Origin of the sequence: Desertihabitans aurantiacus (genome assembly GCF_003344635.1) — a bacterium.
GTDB lineage: Bacteria > Actinomycetota > Actinomycetes > Propionibacteriales > Propionibacteriaceae > Desertihabitans > Desertihabitans aurantiacus.
The window spans coordinates 1-17,811 of record NZ_QPKK01000002.1; the positions used below are offsets into that span (position 1 = coordinate 1).

The 17,811-nt window shown below is 69.5% G+C and carries 18 protein-coding genes and 1 pseudogene; 6 read left to right on the top strand and 13 right to left on the bottom strand.

Translation table 11 applies throughout. From position 1 onward, the window contains the following. The 4 genes and pseudogenes from DVA66_RS00390 to DVA66_RS00405 form a co-directional block, all read right to left on the bottom strand. A pseudogene (locus tag DVA66_RS00390) lies at positions 1-628 on the bottom strand (carbohydrate ABC transporter permease); the annotation flags it as partial. After that, complete coding sequence (locus DVA66_RS00395) at positions 625-1,626, bottom strand: ABC transporter permease (RefSeq protein ID WP_232821652.1); 1,002 nt, start codon at positions 1,624-1,626, stop codon at positions 625-627. The pseudogene DVA66_RS00390 and the gene DVA66_RS00395, both read right to left, overlap by 4 nt. A 169-nt stretch (positions 1,627-1,795) precedes the next feature. Then, a complete protein-coding gene (locus tag DVA66_RS00400) occupies positions 1,796-2,644 on the bottom strand; it encodes a sugar phosphate isomerase/epimerase family protein (protein WP_114558237.1) in 849 nt (282 codons plus the stop codon). Then, positions 2,641-3,840, bottom strand: coding sequence for a Gfo/Idh/MocA family protein (locus DVA66_RS00405; protein WP_114558238.1), 1,200 nt, complete (start codon positions 3,838-3,840; stop codon positions 2,641-2,643). The genes DVA66_RS00400 and DVA66_RS00405 overlap by 4 nt, the downstream gene beginning before the upstream one ends. Positions 3,841-4,049: 209 nt before the next feature. Between DVA66_RS00405 and DVA66_RS00410 the strand changes: the two genes are divergently transcribed. Both DVA66_RS00410 and DVA66_RS00415 read left to right on the top strand, forming a co-directional pair. Then, on the top strand, positions 4,050-5,072 hold the full coding sequence (locus DVA66_RS00410) for a LacI family DNA-binding transcriptional regulator (protein WP_114558239.1): 1,023 nt from the start codon (positions 4,050-4,052) through the stop codon (positions 5,070-5,072). A 119-nt stretch (positions 5,073-5,191) separates the two neighbouring features. Beyond that, positions 5,192-5,581, top strand: coding sequence for a hypothetical protein (locus tag DVA66_RS00415; protein ID WP_157973736.1), 390 nt, complete (start codon positions 5,192-5,194; stop codon positions 5,579-5,581). Between the two features lie 21 nt (positions 5,582-5,602). Here DVA66_RS00415 and DVA66_RS00420 read toward each other — a convergent pair whose 3' ends face one another. From DVA66_RS00420 to DVA66_RS00435, 4 genes are all read right to left on the bottom strand, one after another. Further along, positions 5,603-6,478, bottom strand: coding sequence for an aminoglycoside phosphotransferase family protein (locus DVA66_RS00420; protein WP_157973737.1), 876 nt, complete (start codon positions 6,476-6,478; stop codon positions 5,603-5,605). A gap of 190 nt (positions 6,479-6,668) precedes the next feature. Further along, the gene (locus DVA66_RS00425) at positions 6,669-6,998 is read right to left on the bottom strand and encodes an HTH domain-containing protein (RefSeq protein ID WP_332872849.1); all 330 of its coding nucleotides are present in this window, start codon (positions 6,996-6,998) and stop codon (positions 6,669-6,671) included. A gap of 25 nt (positions 6,999-7,023) precedes the next feature. After that, entirely contained in the window at positions 7,024-7,515 is a 492-nt protein-coding gene (locus tag DVA66_RS00430) for a MarR family winged helix-turn-helix transcriptional regulator (protein WP_114558242.1), read from the bottom strand. Positions 7,516-7,528: 13 nt separating this feature from the next. Beyond that, a complete protein-coding gene (locus tag DVA66_RS00435) occupies positions 7,529-8,608 on the bottom strand; it encodes an alkene reductase (RefSeq protein ID WP_114558243.1) in 1,080 nt (359 codons plus the stop codon). A 453-nt stretch (positions 8,609-9,061) separates the two neighbouring features. Between DVA66_RS00435 and mraY the strand changes: the two genes are divergently transcribed. From mraY to DVA66_RS00450, 3 genes are all read left to right on the top strand, one after another. Next, entirely contained in the window at positions 9,062-10,162 is a 1,101-nt protein-coding gene (gene mraY / locus DVA66_RS00440; RefSeq protein WP_114558244.1) for a phospho-N-acetylmuramoyl-pentapeptide-transferase, read from the top strand. Positions 10,163-10,356: 194 nt separating this feature from the next. Continuing rightward, the gene (locus DVA66_RS20695) at positions 10,357-10,920 is read left to right on the top strand and encodes a GNAT family N-acetyltransferase (protein WP_157973738.1); all 564 of its coding nucleotides are present in this window, start codon (positions 10,357-10,359) and stop codon (positions 10,918-10,920) included. Positions 10,921-11,257: 337 nt separating this feature from the next. After that, positions 11,258-12,286 (top strand): serine hydrolase domain-containing protein, encoded by a 1,029-nt coding sequence (locus DVA66_RS00450; RefSeq protein WP_157973739.1) that lies wholly within the window; start codon positions 11,258-11,260, stop codon positions 12,284-12,286. Positions 12,287-12,550: 264 nt separating this feature from the next. Here the strand turns inward: DVA66_RS00450 and DVA66_RS00455 are convergent, their stop codons facing one another. The 5 genes from DVA66_RS00455 to DVA66_RS00475 all read right to left on the bottom strand — a co-directional run bounded on the left by DVA66_RS00455 (position 12,551) and on the right by DVA66_RS00475 (position 16,321). Next, positions 12,551-13,459 (bottom strand): phosphotransferase enzyme family protein, encoded by a 909-nt coding sequence (locus DVA66_RS00455; protein WP_157973740.1) that lies wholly within the window; start codon positions 13,457-13,459, stop codon positions 12,551-12,553. 229 nt (positions 13,460-13,688) lie between these two features. Beyond that, the gene (locus tag DVA66_RS00460; RefSeq protein WP_157973741.1) at positions 13,689-14,522 is read right to left on the bottom strand and encodes a carbon-nitrogen hydrolase family protein; all 834 of its coding nucleotides are present in this window, start codon (positions 14,520-14,522) and stop codon (positions 13,689-13,691) included. A 141-nt stretch (positions 14,523-14,663) separates the two neighbouring features. Next, positions 14,664-15,203 (bottom strand): hypothetical protein, encoded by a 540-nt coding sequence (locus DVA66_RS00465; protein ID WP_157973742.1) that lies wholly within the window; start codon positions 15,201-15,203, stop codon positions 14,664-14,666. Positions 15,204-15,335: 132 nt separating this feature from the next. Next, positions 15,336-15,806 carry a DUF6884 domain-containing protein gene (locus tag DVA66_RS00470; protein ID WP_157973743.1) on the bottom strand — a complete coding sequence of 157 codons (471 nt, stop codon included), beginning with the start codon at positions 15,804-15,806 and terminating at the stop codon, positions 15,336-15,338. A gap of 239 nt (positions 15,807-16,045) precedes the next feature. After that, positions 16,046-16,321, bottom strand: a complete 276-nt coding sequence (locus DVA66_RS00475) for a HEAT repeat domain-containing protein (RefSeq protein ID WP_198671357.1) — start codon at positions 16,319-16,321, stop codon at positions 16,046-16,048. A 521-nt stretch (positions 16,322-16,842) separates the two neighbouring features. Between DVA66_RS00475 and DVA66_RS00480 the strand changes: the two genes are divergently transcribed. Continuing rightward, positions 16,843-17,799: a phosphotransferase family protein gene (locus DVA66_RS00480; protein ID WP_157973744.1), complete on the top strand. Its 957-nt coding sequence runs from the start codon at positions 16,843-16,845 to the stop codon at positions 17,797-17,799. The last annotated feature ends 12 nt before the right edge of the window (positions 17,800-17,811 follow it).

The window sequence follows — 17,811 nt, forward strand, 5'->3', positions numbered from 1 at the left end:
CGCTCGAGGCGCCGTCGATGGCGGCGGACTCGAACAGCTCACGGGGCAGGTCCTGGAAGAAGGCCCGCATGACGATGACGTTGAACGCGTTGATCATCACCGGGAGGATCAGCGACCAGTAGGAGTCGATCAGCCCGAGCTGGCGCACCACCAGGTAGGTCGGGATCAGACCCGGGGTGAAGAGCACCGCACCGAGCACCAGCAGCGTCATCGGCTTGGCACCGGCCGCCCCGGAGCGGGACAGCCAGTAGGCCAGCCCGGCGGTGGTGGCCAGCGACAGCAGGGTGCCGACCACGGTGATGAGGATCGAGATGATCATCGCCCGGGTGACGACCCCGCCGCCCAGCACCGCGGTGTAGGAGGACAGGTCGATCGGGCCGGGCCACATCACCATGCCGCCGGCGGCGGCGTTGATGGTCTCCTGGGAGGCCAGCGAGGTGGCGATGATCGACCAGAAGGGGACGATCACCAGCGCGACCGAGATCCCCAGCACGAGGGTCTTGCCGATCTGCACCAGCAGGCTGGGCTTCTCCATCCAGACCGGACGCTTGCGCTCGCCGGTGCGGGTGCTGGCCTTCATCTCGTCGCGCACGGTGTCCGTGCCGATGGTGGACTCCTGCGTGCTCACTTCTCGTACACCCCTCTCTCACCGAACACGTGGGCCAGCTTGTTGGCCCCGATCACGAGCAGCACCCCGACGATCCCCTTGACCAGGCCGACCGCGGCCGAGAGGCCCCAGTCGCCGCCGAGGATGCCGTTGTTGTAGACGTAGGTGTCGAGCACCTCGCTGGCCGGGATGCCGACCGGGCCCTGCTGCAGGATGATCTGCTCGAAGCCGACCGACAGGCTCTGGCCCAGGCGCAGGATCAGCAGCAGGATGAACAGGCCCTTGAGCGCCGGCAGCGTGATGTGCCACAGCCGCTTCCAGGAGTTGGCGCCGTCTACGGCGGCGGCCTCGTACTGCTCCTGGTCGATCCTCGAGATCGCGGCCAGGAAGATGATGGTGCCCCAGCCGGCGTCCTTCCAGATCACCTGCGAGGTGAGCAGCGCCTTGAACAGCTCCGGGACGCCGATGATCTCGACGATCGGCAGGTCGTTCTGCACGAGGAAGGTGTTGAGCATGCCGGCGTTGCCCAGCATCTGCTGGAACAGCGACACCACGATCACCCAGGACAGGAAGTGCGGCAGGTAGAGCACCGACTGCAGCACCCGCTTCAGCCGCTCACCGGCGAGGCTGCTGAGCAGCAGCGCCAGCACCAGCGGGATCGGGAAGACCAGCACCGTCTGGATGACCGTCAGCACCAGCGTGTTGTAGAGCGCGGTGAGGAACTCGGGGTCGGCCTCCCAGAGGAAGGAGAAGTTCTCCAGCCCCGTCCACTCCGACTCCCCCACGCCCAGGTAGGGCTGGTAGTCCTGGAAGGCGATGACGTTGCCGATCAGCGGCACGTACTGGAACATCAGCAGCGCCACGGCGCCGGGCAGTCCCAGCAGCACCAGCAGCCGGTCGCGGGTCCAGCGGTTCGTCCCGCGACGGTGGCGGTCGCCGCGGTCGGCCGGCAGCACCGCGCCCATCGCGCGGGCACGGGGGGTGTCTCGTAAGCGCTTGCTTGACTGGTCGAGCGCCATGTCGTTCTCACCTGCTTCATCGGAGGTCCGTCGCGTCACGCTGCCCGGAGGCCAGGCCTGCCCGGGGGTCGCGACTGCGGCACAGTCAATCCCGGACGCGTGGGATGTGGCAAGCCCTTGCCACAACTTTTTCCGGGGCCGGCGGCAAACGTGCCGCGGGCCCCGGAGGTCAGGCCACCAGCGAGCGGAGGTAGGCCAGGTTGTCGGCGGTGCGCTCGGCCAGCGGGAGCTCGGTGGAGAAGTCCTCCACCGTCACCCAGCCGTCGTAGCCGTGCTCGGCGAGGGCGGTCAGGTAGGCAGCGACGTCGGCCTGCCCGGCCCTCAGCGTCGCCCACCCGAACTCCCAGTCCACCGTGCCGTCGTCACGGGTGCCGGTGCTGCGCCACACGCCGTTCTTGACGTGCACGTGCGCCAGGTAGGGGCCCAGCAGCTGGAAGGCCCAGCGGTGGTCCTCCTGGCCCTCGGCGAGCAGGTTGCCGAGGTCGTGGATGACGCCCACCGCGGCCGGGTCGAGCCCGTCGAGCAGCCGCAGCGCCGAGGAGGCGGACGCGGTGAGCGTGCGGTGGTGCAGCTCGACCAGCGCCTTGACGCCGTGGGCCGCGGCCCGCTCGGCCACCCAGGCGTAGGCCTCGCGGACCCGGTCGAAGACCTCGGGGTAGGTCTCGTCCGCGCCCACCCCGGGCACGCTGACCCGCAGCTGCTTGGCGCCGACCGCCGCGGTGGCGGCGATGACGCGTTCGACGTCCTCGCGGCGGGTGGCCGGGACGTAGGGGCAGAGCCCGGAGATCTCCAGCCCGGCCTCCTCGCTGACCCGCGCGATCTCCTCGACCGACTCCTCCAGCCCGGTCAGCGGCCAGGTGGCCTGGTTGCCGCGCCAGAAGCCCGGCTTGCCGTCGGGGCTGCCGGGGTCGTCGACGACCCGCCACTCGATGCCGTCGTAGCCCTGCTCGGCCAGCGTGCGGGCGGCCTCCTCGGGCGTCCACTCCGGCGTGGAGGCGGTGAAGACGGAGAACCTCATGCCGGCACCCCCACGGTGGCAGGGGTGGCGCCGGGGACGACCGGCTCCACGTCGTCGTGACGCCCGTCGAGGACGTCCTGCACCTGGACGGCCTGGCCGAGGGCGGCCGAGACGTAGATCGAGCGCACCAGGGCCTGGGACAGCAGCGCGTCCTCGGCCCCGACCAGCGGAGCCCGGCCCTCGCTGATCGCCGCGGCGATGTCGTCGTACTGGCGCAGGTGGCCGGCGACGAACTTGTCGGGCTCGTTGCGCGAGCCGGCGAACTCGTCACCGAGCGCGGCCTCGGCCTGGTTGCCGGTGACCTTGGCAGCGCGCAGGTTGTCGGCGACCTCGCCGTCGCCCACGTGCAGGTAGCGCAGCTCGTCGTTGTCGATGATCGCCGAGCCGCGGGTGCCGTGCACCTGGACGCGGGTGGTCAGGCCCGGGTAGGCCGCGGTGGTGCAGAAGATGGTCGCCAGCGCACCGGACTCGAAGCGGACGGTGGCCGTCGCGGTGTCCTCCACCTCGACCCGCTCGTGGGCCAGCTGGGCCACGTGGGCGAAGACCTCGACCGGGCGGCCGAGGAACCAGCGCAGCAGGTCGACGGTGTGCACGCCCTGGTTCATCACCGCGCCGCCGCCGTCGAGCTCCCAGGTGCCGCGCCAGTCGCCGGAGTCGTAGTAGCCCTGGCTGCGGTACCACGACATCGAGGCCAGCGCGCTGGTGAGGGTGCCGAAGCCGCCCTCGTCGAGGGTGCGCCGCACCACCACCGCGCCGGGGTCGAAGCGGTGCTGGCTGATCACCGAGACGACCTGCCCGCGCTCGGCGGCCTCGGCGGCCAGGCGGGTGAAGCGGGCGCTCTTGGAGACGGTGACGTCGAGCGGCTTCTCGATGACCACGTGCAGGCCACGGGCCAGGGCCTGCTCGGCCTGGTCGACGTGCATCCCGCTCGGGGTGCAGATGGCGGCCAGATCGGCGCCGCCGGCGGCCAGCGCGGTCTCGAGGTCGGTGTACTCCTGCGGGGCCGTCCCGCCCTCGTCGACGACGGCCTGCGCCACGGCGGCGGCGCGCTCGGCCACCGGGTCGACCAGGCCGACCACCTCGAAGGAGGGGTGCCGGGTCAGCACGATGCCGTGGTGCTTGCCGATGACGCCGCAGCCGACGACGAGGACGCGCACGGGCCCGGATGTCGGTGTGGGGCTGGAGGTGGTGCTCATGGCAGGGGGACTCCTCAGGAGGTTCTCGGGCGGGGTCCGGCGGAGGCGCCGGATCCGGTCGGCGGGCGGGTGCCCTGCTCCACGACGGCGTCGGCGGGAACGGGTTCGCTGCCCACGACGGCGTGGCTCATGGTCGTGCAGCGTAGGACCGGTGCTGGCAACAGCGGAAGAGGTTTGCCAAGAAGTTGCCATGATGGTTCGATCTCGGCATGGCGTCCCCAGTCGCGCCGGTCGGCGGCGCCGCGGCCGGGCGCACCACCCTGGCCGACGTGGCCGCGCGCGCCGGGGTGGCGGTCTCGACGGTGTCGCGCGCGCTGTCGGACCCGGGACGGGTCAACGTGCACACCCGTCACCGGATCGAGGTGGCCGCCGAGGAGCTGGGCTACCGGCCCTCGCGCCCGCCCCAGCCGCCGGAGGGTGGTGGCGGCACGCGGACCGGGGTGGTCGCCGTCCTGGTGCCCAACATCAGCGACCCGTTCACCGTCGACCTCATCCGCGGCACCCACCACGAGCTGCGCGCCGCCGGCCGGCACCAGCTGCTGATCGACACCGAGGGATCTGACGCGCTGGAGGAGGTGCTGCTGACCCGTGCCAAGGACCTCTGCGACGGTGCGGTGCTGGGCATCCCCCGGCTGCCGGACGCACGGATCGACGCGCTGGAGCGGGCGACGGTGCCGCTGGTGACCATCAACCGCCCCCGGCGGCGGGGCGGCAGCGTGGTCCTCGACACCGCGGCGGGGATGGCCGAGGCGGTGGAGCACCTGGTCTCGCTGGGGCACCGCCGACTCGTCTACGTCAGCGGGCCGCGGACGTCCTGGTCGAGCGAGCGACGCTGGCGCAGCATCAGCCGGACGGCCGCCCGACTCGGCGCGAAGGCGACTCGCACCGGACCGCACCCGCCCTCGCACGCCGCCGGCACGGGTGCCGCGGAGGCGGTGGTCAACCTCGGCGCAACGGGGGTGATCGCCTTCAACGACATGATCGCGATCAGCATGCTGCAGCGGTTCGCCGAGCGCTCCGTGCGGGTGCCCGAGGACGTCAGCCTGGTGGGGTGCGACGACACCTTCATCGGGGCCTGCACCTCCCCCGCCCTGACCACCATCGCCAGCCCGACCGAGCGCGCCGCACGGACGGCGGTGTCGCTGCTGCTCACCGGCGGGCCCGAGCGACGCTCGGTGGTGCTGCCCACGCACCTGGTGGTGCGGGGCTCGACCGGACCGGTGCGCTCCTGAGCACCCCGACGAGACTCGCGTCCCGGTGGCGACACCGGGGCGCCTGCGGCCGCGCCGAACGCCTTCCGTGTCGTCCGGAGCGGGCCGGGTACCGGGCCGGGGTGACCCAGGACGACGGCGTGAGCCGCCCCACCTTCTGGCTGATGGTCGTCCCGAGCGTCCTGCTGGCGGCGCTGTTCCTGCTGGCGCCGGGCGCCCTGACCCGCCGGCTCGGGCTGCGGGACCCTCGCAGCACCACCCTGGCGCGGTGCTTGGGCGTCCGGCAGGTCGCGGTGCTCGCGGCGTTCGTCCGCCGGCCGGCCAGTACCCGGCTGTGGATGTTCGTCGGTGAGGACGTCATGGACGTGGCCCTGAGCCTGCTGCTCCTGCGCGGGCGGCCTCCGGCACGTGGGGCCCGCCGGGCGGCCCTCGCCGTCGCGGCCGGGCTCACCGTGGCCGACCTGCTCATCACCGTCCTGGCTCGCCGGTCCCGCCTGCCGGACGGGGCCCGTCGAGCGCCGCTCCGGTGATGACGCTGCGCTGCTGCTACCTCACACCAGGGCGTCGAGTCGGTCGCGAGCGGTCGTCGGGTCGCCCCAGGTCTCACCACCCGGCACCAGCTCGAGCAGCGGCCACAGGCTCCGCACCGCGCGGGCCGCGTCGACCAGGCCTGGGTCGGAGGTCCGCATCGCTGCGGCGATCTCGGTGACGACCTCCGCGCCCAGCTCGCCGTGCAGCAGCGCGAGATCGATGGCGGGGTCGTCGACGCCTACCTCGCCGAGGTCGAGGAGCCCGGTCAGCTCGCCGTCGCCGTCGACCATGAGGTGCTCGACGCGGAGGTCCCGGTGGCACAGCGTCCGGATCGCTGCGCGACCTTCGAGCCGGTCGACCACGCGCAGCACCCGGTTCCGCAGCTCGGGGCCCAGGCCCACCGTGGTCGCTGCGTGACGGAGCTCCGCTGTCGGGTCGTCCCGCCGCACGCCGTGGGCGACGGCGTCCTCGGCGTCCATGCTGTGCAGGCGGTCGAGCAAGGTGGCGATCGTCTGCACCATGGGTGAGCCGGGTCGGACGTCCTCCGGACGCAGTGGTGACCCGCCCACGCGCCGCTCGAGGATGGCCGCCGGTAGCCCGTCGACCTCCTCGAGCACCGTGGCGTCGGCGGGACAGGGCACGCCGCGGCTGCGCAGCTCAGCGAGGAGGGCGACCTCGTGCCGACGACCCCCTCGCCAGGTCCACGGCTCGGGATAGGACCGTGACACCCGCATCACCCAGTCCCCATCGCCCGACGCCAGCGCGTAGGTCAGCGTGCTGACGCCCTTCCCGATCAGCACAGGTGCCGTCGTGGTGATCACCGGTCTCCGTCGCCGGGCCCGCGCTGCCAGCCGTTCCAGCGCGAGCGGGGACAGGGTGCCGTCCGTCCCGGTCACGACGTCACGCCCAGGACTCCGGCGGGTGATCTGACACGAGTAGGACGGTACCCACAACGCGCCACCGGGCGATCCCGCGCGCCGGTGGCGAGTCCGGAGCGCCATCACCGGCCGGCTTGTTGCAGCGGGCGATCATCCGTCTCCTAGGTCCAGGTGGCCGAGCCGTACGGTCCGACCGCGACCAGCGTCGCTAGCAACCCCGAGATCTCGCCAGGAGACAGCTGGAGGCCTCGGCCCGTGCGGCGATGCGGTACCCGCCGCGGCGGCCGGTGACTGCCTCCACCGGGATCCCGGCCTGTCGCAGACGGGTGGTGTCCCGCTCGATCGTTCGTGGACTGACCCCGACCAGGTCGGCGAGCTGCCCGACGGTGGTGAACTTCGGGTGCCGGGCACGCAGGTGCTCGATCACCGCATGTTGGCGCTCCACCAACGGGACGACCTGGTGAAGCCGGATACTGCTCGCGCTAGACACATCGGCGAGACTCACACGCAAGGCAGCCCCTCCACCACCCCGACTCACAGACGAACGTCAGTGGACGGTTGTCCTAGGAGTTGGCCACTGCAGCTCCGGCCACGGCTGGCGGCCGCAGTGGGGCCAGGCTGGACTGTTCGACCAGGGCGGTGAGAGGGGCAAGTTCCGGGACGGTTTGGGCTTGATCCAGCGCGGACTGGAGTGCGGCGTCGTGGACAGGCCGGGCGCGATCGAGCAGGTTGCTGCCGTCCTCGGTGAGCTCGGTGTAGATGCCGCGCCGGTCGTCTACACAGATGAACCGGGTGAGGAGGCCGCGCTTCTCCAGCCGTGCGACGAGGCGGGTGGTCGCGCTGCTGGACAAGGCGGTAGCGCGAGCCACCTGCTGCATCCGCAGGTGGTGGACGACCTGGCGACTGAGCACGTCGAGCACGGTGTACTCGACGACCGACAGACCTACCTCCTGCTGCAGGGCGGCCTCTAGAGCGGAGTCGACCAGATCATGGAACGCGACCACTGCCCGCCACCCCCGGGCACGCACCTCGACCGCATCATCGGGGAAGGCCACCGGTAATCCCCTTCTACTCGCCTGCTGCGTCGATCAGGGCAGGGTAGTCGGTGTATCCGATTGCCGGATCCTGTCCAGGCCTGGGGTAGAAGGTGTCGGGGTCGGGGATGTTCAGTTCAGCGCCGGCCGCGACCCGTTGCACCAGGTCGGGGGTGGCGATGAAGTCCCGGCCGAAGGCGACGGCATCGGCGTGGCCGGACTTGATGAGTCGCCGCCCATCGTCGACGTTCATCTCCTCGTTGGCTACCACGGGCCCGCTGAAGGTCGCCTTGATGTAGCTGAGCAGGCTGTCTTCGGCCTCGATCTCCCGGACGAACAGGAAGGCGACCTTTCGCTCACGCAGCTGGGCTGCGACGTGGCCGAAGATTGCGCGGGGGTCGGAGTCGCCCATGTCGTGCTCCTCTCCTCGAGGACGCAGGTGCACCCCTACCCGGTCGGCGCCCCACACGTCGACGACGGCGTCGGTGATCTCCAGCAGGAACCGAGCCCGGTTTTCCACCGATCCGCCGTAGCGGTCGGTGCGGCGGTTGGTGCTGTCCTGCAGGAACTGATCGATCAAGTAGCCGTTAGCGGCATGGATCTCGACACCTTCGAACCCAGCGTGCTTCGCGTTCTCCGCCGCGCGGCGGAAGTCGGCGACGATCGCACTGACCTCGTCCGTCGACAGCGCACGGGGGACGACGTAGGGGCGCTTAGGGCGAAGTCGACGGACCCACCCGTCTGCGGCCACCGCACTCGGAGCGACCGGCAGCTCACCATCGAGGAGTTCTGGATCGGAGATCCGCCCGACATGCCACAGCTGCAGCAAGATCCGCCCACCCTCAGCGTGCACAGCAGCGGTGATCTGCTTCCACCCGTTGACCTGGTCCTCGTTCCAGATCCCGGGTGTGCCGTGGTAGCCGACTCCCTGCGGGCTCACCGATGTCGCCTCGCTGATGATCAGGCCGGCCCCGGCCCGCTGCCGGTAGTACTCGGCCATCAGGGCGTTGGGGACGCGGCCCGCGCCGGCCCTGCAGCGCGTCAGCGGGGACATGATCAGGCGATTGGGAAGGGAAAGTGCTCCGAGGTCGAGCGGGGTGAACAGGACAGACACAGCGGCTCCTACTAGGTGCAGACAGTGTGGATCGTTTGTGAGCAGTCGGAGCACCCGGGGGCACGCCCAGGTGAGCGGGAGCGCGCCGCAGTTTGTTCCGGTATCTGCGCGTGCAATTATCTGCGGCCGGACGCGGATGCGTACCCGATTTCGGACGGCTTCAACCCACCTGAGGGCGGCGACGCGGCAGCCGTTGTGACCTGGCACCACCAGGCGCTCAAGCCTGGCTTGCTTGCTACACCCCCTACCGCTGACGAAACGGCGCGCAGAACCGTGGGGCCTTCGATGGCGTGGTTTCGAGCGGTCGTTCTCGAGCCGGCCTGTCCGTCGGCGTCCTGTCATGAGGATCGGTCGGATCCGTGTGCACCTGCTCGGCGAGGCCAACCGCCTCGAGCCGTTGGTGCCGCTAGCGTCTCCCGCGTCTTCCACACCTGATCACGGAGGTGACCGTTCTTGGTTGCGGCCATCGTCGCCTTCTGCACCGGCGTCCTGTTCTGCCTACTGCTGACCCGGCCGGCCATCGTGGTCCTCAAGAGACTGGGCTGGTCCCAGTTCGTCCGCGCCGACGGCCCGCAGACCCATCTGGTGAAGAAGGGCACCCCGACCAAGGGGGGTCTGGTCTTCGGGGCCGGGACCGTGGTGGCCTACTCTATCGCCCACGCCGTCACGGGCCAGGAGGTCACGACCTCCGGGGTGCTGGTCCTGCTCGCGATGGCCGGCATGGGCGCGGTCGGGTTCGTCGACGACTACCTCAAGACCCATCACCAGAACTCCACCGGGCTGCCCGAGCGGGCCAAGATCGTCGGGCAGCTGCTGGTCATCGCCCTCCTCGTCCCGGTAGCGCTCTGGGGTGCGGACCGGGCCGGCCGGTCGCTGGTCTCCTCCCACATCACCTTCGTCGGTGACGTGGGCCTGCTCGACCTGGCCCGCTGGGGTCCGGTGGTTGCGGTGGTGCTCGCGCTGGTCTGGTACGGGTTCCTGTCGATCGGGACGACCAACGGCGTCAACATCGTCGACGGTGCGGACGGCCTGCTCGCCGGGTGCGCCATCTCCAGCCTGTCCGCCTACGCGCTGATGCTGCTGTTCCAAGCCCAGAACACCTGCTCCGGTGCGGGCGGTCCGGGCTGCTTCGACACCGTCCACCCGCAGGACCTGGCCGTGGTCACGTGCGCGCTGCTCGGGAACCTGGTCGGATTCCTGTGGTGGTCCTGCTACCCCGCGAAGATCTTCATGGGTGACACCGGATCGCTCGGCATCGGTGGGTTCCTGGTAGCGCTGGCGGTCCTGTCGCGGACCGAGCTGCTGCTGCCCATCATCGGGGTCATCTACGTGATGGTCACGTCCTCGGTGCTGATCCAGCGCTACTACTTCCGCTTCACCGGCGGGAAGCGGTTCTTCAAGATGGCTCCGTTGCACCACCACTTCGAGCTGAGCGGCTGGTCCGAGACCACCGTGACCATCCGATTCTGGCTGATCTCAGCGCTCGGGGCGATCACCGCCGTGATCATCTTCTACTCGGTCTGGCTCGCCCGCACCGGGCTCGTCGGCCCCTAGCCCCGCAGAGGCCGCGACCGCTCAACACGTGGGCTCGGCCATCAGGCCAGTGTCAGACGAGAACGACGCACCGGTTCCTGGACCGGCTCGGTGACGATCCTTTGTGCACGACGGTCGATCCACCGGCGCTACGACGTCGGCGAGCCGAGAGCCAGTGGCGGCTGAGGCCCCACAGTTCATCAACACTGAGACTTGTGCCGACACTTCCAGACGTCGAGATCCGGGTCGATGACAGCATCACGCTGAATCCTCTGAGGCCCGGCGATGCACCGGCGTTGCACCGTGCTGTCCACGACCCCGAGTTGCGACGCCGCTTTCCGCTTCCCGAGCCCTACACCCTCGAGCGGGCGCGCACCTGGTGCACCACCACGACGCGAGAACTCCGGGTCACCGGCCAGGCGCTGGTTCTCGCAGTACGGCACAACGGAGAGCTCGCGGGCAGCATCGATGCCAAGCGGATCGACTGGCGGACCATGACCACCGAGCTCAGCTACTGGACGGCAGCACACGCACGCGGCCGTTGCCTCATGCCAAAAGCCGTTGCAACGCTGTCGCGCTGGCTTCTTCGCGAACTCCACTTCGAGCGCATCGAGTTGCGCATCGCCCCGGACAACCCGTCCTCGATGCGCGTGGCAGAGAAGGCCGGGTACACAGCCGAGGGAACGGCGCGCAATGCGGGCTTCACGAACAGTGGCCGCAGCGACCTCGTCATCTACTCGCTGATCCCCAGCGACCTCTCGCAGCCTTCCTTGCCCTGAGAGGCGCCTCACGAAGATGGTCTCGAGCAGCGGCTAGGAGGCGGTCGGACGCAGTAGCGACCAGAACTGCGTGTCGGCCGGACGATCACGGTCAGCAGAGATCGGCGATCCTCACCGCGGTGCGGTCGGCCTCGACATGACTTCGAGCGAGCCGCCGTAGAGCCGGCACTGGTCGCGTCGGCTGCTGCGGCGAGCCGGAGGCTCAGCGCGAGGTCGTCTCGGTGCAGCCGATGCCAGAACGACGCTGCCACAGCGTTCCCTCTTCGGACCGTGGCTGGAGAGTCATTCGTGCCGCAACTGTTGGACAGTGGCCTCATGGCCGTGCGACTTTGTGGCGATGACCAGCGTGTCGGAGGCTGCTCAGCGCTGGGCCGGTGAGGAAGCCCTGCGCCTGCTCACTCGTCACCGGGTGCCGGGTCTTGCCGTCGGGTTGTGTGATCGCACCGGGCCGCTCTGGTCGGCCGGCTTCGGTGTGACGGCACTGAAGGCCGGTCGATCGGTGTCCACCGGCACCCTTTTCAGCCTCCAGTCCGCGTCGAAGATGTACACCGCGACGGCGGTGATGTGCGCTGTCCGCGACGGCCTGGTCGACCTCGACGAAGCCCTGCCGGCGTACCTCCCGGAGTTCACCGTTCACAGCCGTTGGGAGTCCACACCTGAGGCAAGGATCACGCTGCGGCACCTGTTGTCGCACCGGTCGGGTCTGGTCCATGAGGCGCCGCGCGGCTCCAACTATGACAACAGCGACGATTCGTTCGAAGACCACTGCGCGAGCATCAGCGAGACGTGGCTGGAGTTTCCCGTCGGGGACCACTACTCCTACTCGAACCTCGGAATCGACCTGGCAGCGTTGGTGCTCCAAAGGGTCAGCGGGGCCGACTTCGCAACCTACATCGACCGGGTTGTACTCCATCCCCTCGGTCTACATCGCACCACGTTCGACATCGCCCGCATCAAAGCCGATCCTGACCGTGCTGTCGGACACTCCAACAACGCGCCACCGCGGCTGAGAGTCCCGATGCTGGCCGCTGGCGGTGCTTACGCCAGCGTTGACGACGCACTGAGGTACATCGCCTTCCACCTGGACGGTGGCCGCGGCATCCTCACACCGGAGCTGCTGCGGCAGATGTACCAGGTGCCGGATGCTTCTCCGGGGCAACACGTCGGCTACGGACTCGGGATCGACACCGGCGTCTGGAACGGTCGGCTGGTGCGCAACCACGGCGGTGGGGGGTTCGGCTTCCTCTGCGATCTCGCCTGGTATCCGACCGTTGGGGTGGGCGTGGCGGTGCTGACCAACAGTGAGGACCACCCGTTTCAGGTTCACTTCGCGACGCAACTCCTGAACCTCGTTACGTCGCACTGAAGGGCGACTCACGATCAATGGCTGTCGAGCACCCGCGTCGGTCGACGACACGCCGCCTCGAAGCGCTACCCGAAAGTCCTATCACCCCGATGCCCCTCCGGAGTTCGAGCATCCGATCTCTGAACGCCTCCTGTAGTCCTGGAGTTCTCGCGCAGCGAAGCGGGCGAGTGGCTCCTCGATTCAGCTCGGAACCGCAATGTTGAGGTGGATCGGAAGACCTTAGTGTCCGTTCATCAACGCCGACCGAGGTGGATCGGCTCAGCCCTACTGCCTGAGCCATGTCCTGGCCAGCTCAAGAGAGCCAATCTGGCCACGCAGGTCGTCTACCGGGTTGAACGCAAGGCCGGCGATGGCAGGTCGGTGAAGAGCTGTAGCGGCAGCGATGATGGGTAGGGCACGGCGTTCGGCCTCGTCCAGCGGCGCCTTCGAGGCGTCCTCGTACTCACGGGTCCAGAGGGGGAAGTGGTCGACGGCGTGCGTGCCCATGACGAGCAGAGTCCAGTGCAGGGTGTAGGCCAGGTCGTGCACCCGCGGTCGGTACGCGGAGAACCCGAGGTCGAGGACGATGCTTTGTGCTGCATCGTCGCGCGGCAGGTTGTCGAGGGTGGCGTCACCGTGCACAACCTGCGCCGGGAGGTCGCGCAGCGGGATCCACCGCCTCGCGATCGCCTGGCACTGCCTGCTGAGCTCTGCAGCGAAGGCGGCCATCTCGTCATCGGCGCTCACAGCCGCTCGGGTGACCGACAGCCATCGGCGCAGCGTCGATGGTGTCGCCCAGGTGGCGACCACAGGTCTGCTGAGCCGACCATCGAATCCCCTCAGGTGCCGGTCAAGTCGCCCCAGATCGGCGGCGAGCACAGCACACGTCTCGGGATCGGCTTCCGGTGGTCGCCGGTGAGGAAGCTGAGCCCATCGGTCGGCGCAGCGGAACACTGGACGCCCTGCCAGCCGTAGCGGCCGCGGCCCTCTTACGCCGCGAGCGATGAGGTGCCGCCTGACCGCCTGCAGGTCGAGCAGTCGTCGACGCGAGATGAAGGGCTGATGGATCCGTAGCACCACCTCCGCTGTCTCGAGGTGGAGGTTGAGGCTGTAGGCGCCGCCGAGATCGCGGATCGGGCTGCCCGGGGCGATCCGCTGGGCCAGATCCGCCACCTCAGGCGTCGAGGCGTCCAATCGGCCCGGTGTAGCGGCTGGGGCCTCCCGCCACCAGGAGCGCAATCCGTGAGGGGGGAGCGCAGACGCCATGACACCCAAGTGTGCTGGGCCACTGGCAGGGCGACCTACAGCCCACCCGTAGCGCCAACACTTCAGTTGCTGCACGCCCCGGTGGACGCCTCTTCCGGCGGTGTGCTGGCCGGGGAGACGAGTCGCACGCGATCGCCGGGCCGCAGCTGAGGAACTCTCACCGACTAGCAGCGCTGGCTCGGTGCAGCTCGCGCCAGGTCCGGCCTCGTTCGCGGCCGAAGCGGATCCGGGGCTCGTCCCGGTCGAGATCGGCGATCACCGTCTGGACGGTGCCGTCGGGTCGTCCCTGCGCCAACCAGGTGAAGCCCGCCGCGGCCACCGCCGACGGCATGTGCCCGGGTGCGGTGCCGGGAGCCGCGAGGATGGTCCAGCCGTCGATCATGGTGGCGTGGGCCAGGGCGCGCTGGTCGTCCTGGGACTGCTGGGGCGTGGCAGCGGTGAAGGTGGAGATGACGACGGCGTCGACACCGAGGGTCTCGTACTCGATGACCGCATCAGGCAGCAACGCCTCGATGCACAGCAGGAGACCGAACCGGAATCCGTCGACGTCCACGACCACTGGAGCAGCCCCCGGCTGGTACATGAAGTCGGCCTCAGTGCGGGAGAGGTAACGCTTGTCGTAGCGGTCGACCACCACGCCGGTGTCGTCGATGACGAGGAGGCTGTTGAACGGCCGGCCGGCACCGTCTGCCGGCCACACCGACCCGACCACCACCCACACGCCGAGCTCGCCGGCCAGCTCCGCCACCCGCTCGACCTCCACCGCCAGCACGTCCCACGGCATCCGTGACCAGTCGGCCTCAGCGAGACGAGCGGGATCGGACGACATCATCCGTTTCCCCGGGTAGGTCGACAACGCGCCTTCGGTGAAGACCACCAACCGTGCCCCGGCCTGGTGGGCCTCCCGCATCACCTCGCAGATCGCGGTCGCGTTGTCCCGGACCGCCTGGGCGCTCGGTCGTTCCGACCCGATGCCCTGTCCGACAGCCACCCTCAGCACCGACATGCGCGTCCTCTCGACGTGGTCACAGCCCCCAGCGGTGAGACACACGAGAAAGAGGTCAACACGGGTCAGCAGTCCAGAGGAATCGAATCCCCTTCGCCTTCACGAGCACCGGGCTGGGGCCGGTTCTCAGCGGGCTCGGCGCTGGACGGACCGCCGGCAGCCCGATCCTCGTCGGCCAGGACGCTGGGTGTCAACGGCGACGCTCGCCTCGAGCGGCTGCGACGCCTCCCCGGCGGCTGCGGTGCGTGTTGTGTCGAAGGGCCAGTGCTCGGCATGGGTATGCGGGACGGCGACAACCTGGACGTCGTCCTCGTAGACGATGCGACCCGGCGTTCTGGTGCGCAGCTCGTGCCAGGGGACGGCGTAGCGGTCGAGCAGCGCTAGGTACTGCTGAACCGTGGAGAGCAGGCCGGTGGCGTCGCTCTTGAACCAGGAGCGGGCGCCGGGGTTGAGGGTGGGGTCGTAGCAGGAGGGGTCGACGGTGCTCGGGTCGTGGTAGGCCGCGTTGGCGGCGTCGTTGGCCGATCGCCACCACTGGTGGTCCTCGGGGCTGAGAAGACCCTGATGGGCCAGACCGTTGGCCATCGCGAAGACGCCGGGGAACCGACCCAGCCGGTTGGCGACCGCGCTCTGGAACCTGACAAGGGTCTGTGGTGCCCAGTCCATCGCTCGATCATGTCATCGCGCCACCGTCGCTTCGTCTCGCCGTACTGTCCAAGTGACGATCGTTTGTGAGCCCGGTCGCCGTCACGCCCAGCGAGTGCTCCCTCTGGCGCGGTCGGCGAGGGTGACTCCGACTCAGGAGGCGCTGTCGGGTGGAACACGGGCGTCGTACCACCTTGGCCAGTCCTCCCAAGCCACGCTGCTGAGAGGAAGGCTCAGGGAGGCACCGGCGGCGGCCAGAGGCGCTGTCGGCGGCTCGATGTAGCCCTTCGGGGCATGCACCTCCACCGTTGCACCCTCCAACCCACGCTGCTCCTTCAGCAGTTTGGCAACGACCCAAGCTCCCCACGCCCGGCGGTAGACATCGGTGGTGTCGTGCAGGCCGGTGTCGTACGGGGCCAGCCAGTCGTCGGGTCGGACGAGGCCGTGCTCGCCAGAGAGGATGTACCAGGGGTGGGGTTGCTGCTCGGCGTACCTCCGCGACCGCTGAAACAGCGGACCGGTGTACAAGTCTCTGGCCGCTGCGGGATGGGGCGCCTTCGGATTGACGCAGCAGATGAGCAGCACTCGTACAGCCTCGGCGTTCGGGCCTGCAGTGGTCGTCACCCAACCTGGACTACCAGAACGGAACGGCGAAGTCGCCCATGTTCTTGCGGTCGGGCCGATGGCGAGCCTGCGCGCGGGGCCGGACGGATCGCCGGAGCCCACGGTCGAGCGACCGGCTCACACAACGATCGACACCGGGCAGCCCTGGAAGGGTAGGCATTGGTGACGCATCGAGCGGCAACTCCGGGACGTTGAAGTTGCCGTCATCTTCTGGGCTCGAGCCCGGCCGGGGAGTGCGCTCAGGCGTTCGCACTGCTGATTCGGGCGATGGCGCGCGCGGCGGCCGCGGCGACGCGCCGGTCGGGGTGGTCGTCACGCAGCTGTTGCAGGAGCTCGAGCAGATCACCGAGCTGGTGCCTCGCCGCGACCTTGGCGGCCATCTCGCGAACGCGCCAGGCGGAGTCCCCCAGCGCCTCCTCGATCACCGGCGCGGCCCGGTCCTCCCAGACCCACAGCAGTCCTCTCGCCGCCCACACCCGCAACCAGTAGTCCGGATTGCTGACACCGCCGGACACCGCCCACTGCGCCGGCGGCCACCTAGTGCGAGGACCAGGGTCGGGTCGACGTCGGTGCTTCCACGCAAGAGCTCGACACATCCGTCGATGACCGCCGCTTGCCCGCGCTCGCGGCACTCTCGTTCGACGCTCTGTCGTGGGCTCGTTCCCCAGTTCGATGTGGTCGCCACCCTCGGAGTGTTCCCCGCTGACCCGGCCGAGGACCAGAGCGTTCGACGCCGGCCAGCAGCTCGGCATGCCGGCCGGTATCGGAGGACGAGTGTGGCGAGTAGTGCGGGTCTGGCTCAGGCCGGTCGCGCGCCTCGCTCCCGCGTTGCCTTGCCGACTGCACATGTTGAGAACTCGTAGCCCGCACCTGTCGGGTACGTCGAAGCACTCACTCGCGTCCGAGGTGCGACGTCCGGGAACACGGGTGCGGGCCGCGCAGACTTTGTCGTCACTGGTCAGATGCGACGTGCTGGACGAGTCGCGATCTCCCCGAAGCCTGTGCGCGCCGGGCCGATCTGTGCGGGAATGGGCACGTGCCGGAAGAGTCGTTCCTGGCCGGGTGGCATGCACAGGTCTCGCTCCCGGTCGACGCCATCCGGGTCCTCCTCGCTGACGCGACGGAGGATCGGCCGGCTCAGCTGGAGCAGGTGGTCAACGGCTATGACAACGAGGTCTACCGCGCCGAGTTGAGCAGCGGCTCGACGGTGTTCGTCCGGGTCGGACGTCAGCCGGACGAGCTGTTCGACGGTGAGACGTGGGCGATGAGGCAGGCGCGGGAGGCCGGCGTCCCAGTGCCTCAGGTGTTGCTCGAGACATCCGTCGAGACCAGCACCGGTCGACGTCCGGCGATGGTCGTCGCGAGCGCCCCGGGTGTGGCGTTGGCTCAGCTCCTGCCGCGGCTGTCGACGACCGACCGCGCGATGGTGCTGGCCAACCTGGGGCGGGTGCTGGCGAGGCTGCACTCGGTGCGTACACCGGGGGTGTGGCGTCCGGACCACGCGGGATCCTGGCCGGATCCGCACGAGCTGCGCCGCGACTTCGTCGCCAGGCGACTGGCCGAGCGTCCGCACCTGGTCGCCGCCGGACTCAGTCCCACTGAGGTCGAGCGGATCGTGGCTCTTCTCGGCGACTCACCCGACGTCCCTCCGCTGACGGGGTTCGTCCTCTGCCATGGCGACGCCACGCCTGATCACCTCTTCATCGACACCGACCTCCGCGTCAGCAGTGTCATCGACTGGGGCATGTGGCACGGCGGCTCCCCGGTGGGCGACCTCGGCTCCGTCGCGTCGTGGGCTCATTCCGAACCCGACCTCGACGCACTTCTCGCCGGCTACGGCACGCCGCTCGACCGGTCGCTACGCGAGAGGCTGGCTCGCTCGATCGTCAACAGCCTGGTCGGCCAGGTTGCGCACCACGTCACGATCGGCGACGTCCGGGGAACCGCGAACGTGACCAGCAGCCTGCGACGCGCACTGGCACTTCTGGGCTAGCTGCCCTCGTCG

Bases quoted from the DNA above. Each gene is read 5' to 3' on its own strand.
- DVA66_RS00395 (WP_232821652.1), bottom strand. From the start codon at position 1,626: ATGGCGCTCGACCAGTCAAGCAAGCGCTTACGAGACACCCCCCGTGCC.
- DVA66_RS00400 (WP_114558237.1), bottom strand. From the start codon at position 2,644: ATGAGGTTCTCCGTCTTCACCGCCTCCACGCCGGAGTGGACGCCCGAG.
- DVA66_RS00405 (WP_114558238.1), bottom strand. From the start codon at position 3,840: ATGAGCACCACCTCCAGCCCCACACCGACATCCGGGCCCGTGCGCGTC.
- DVA66_RS00410 (WP_114558239.1), top strand. From the start codon at position 4,050: ATGGCGTCCCCAGTCGCGCCGGTCGGCGGCGCCGCGGCCGGGCGCACC.
- DVA66_RS00450 (WP_157973739.1), top strand. From the start codon at position 11,258: ATGACCAGCGTGTCGGAGGCTGCTCAGCGCTGGGCCGGTGAGGAAGCC.
- DVA66_RS00465 (WP_157973742.1), bottom strand. From the start codon at position 15,203: ATGGACTGGGCACCACAGACCCTTGTCAGGTTCCAGAGCGCGGTCGCC.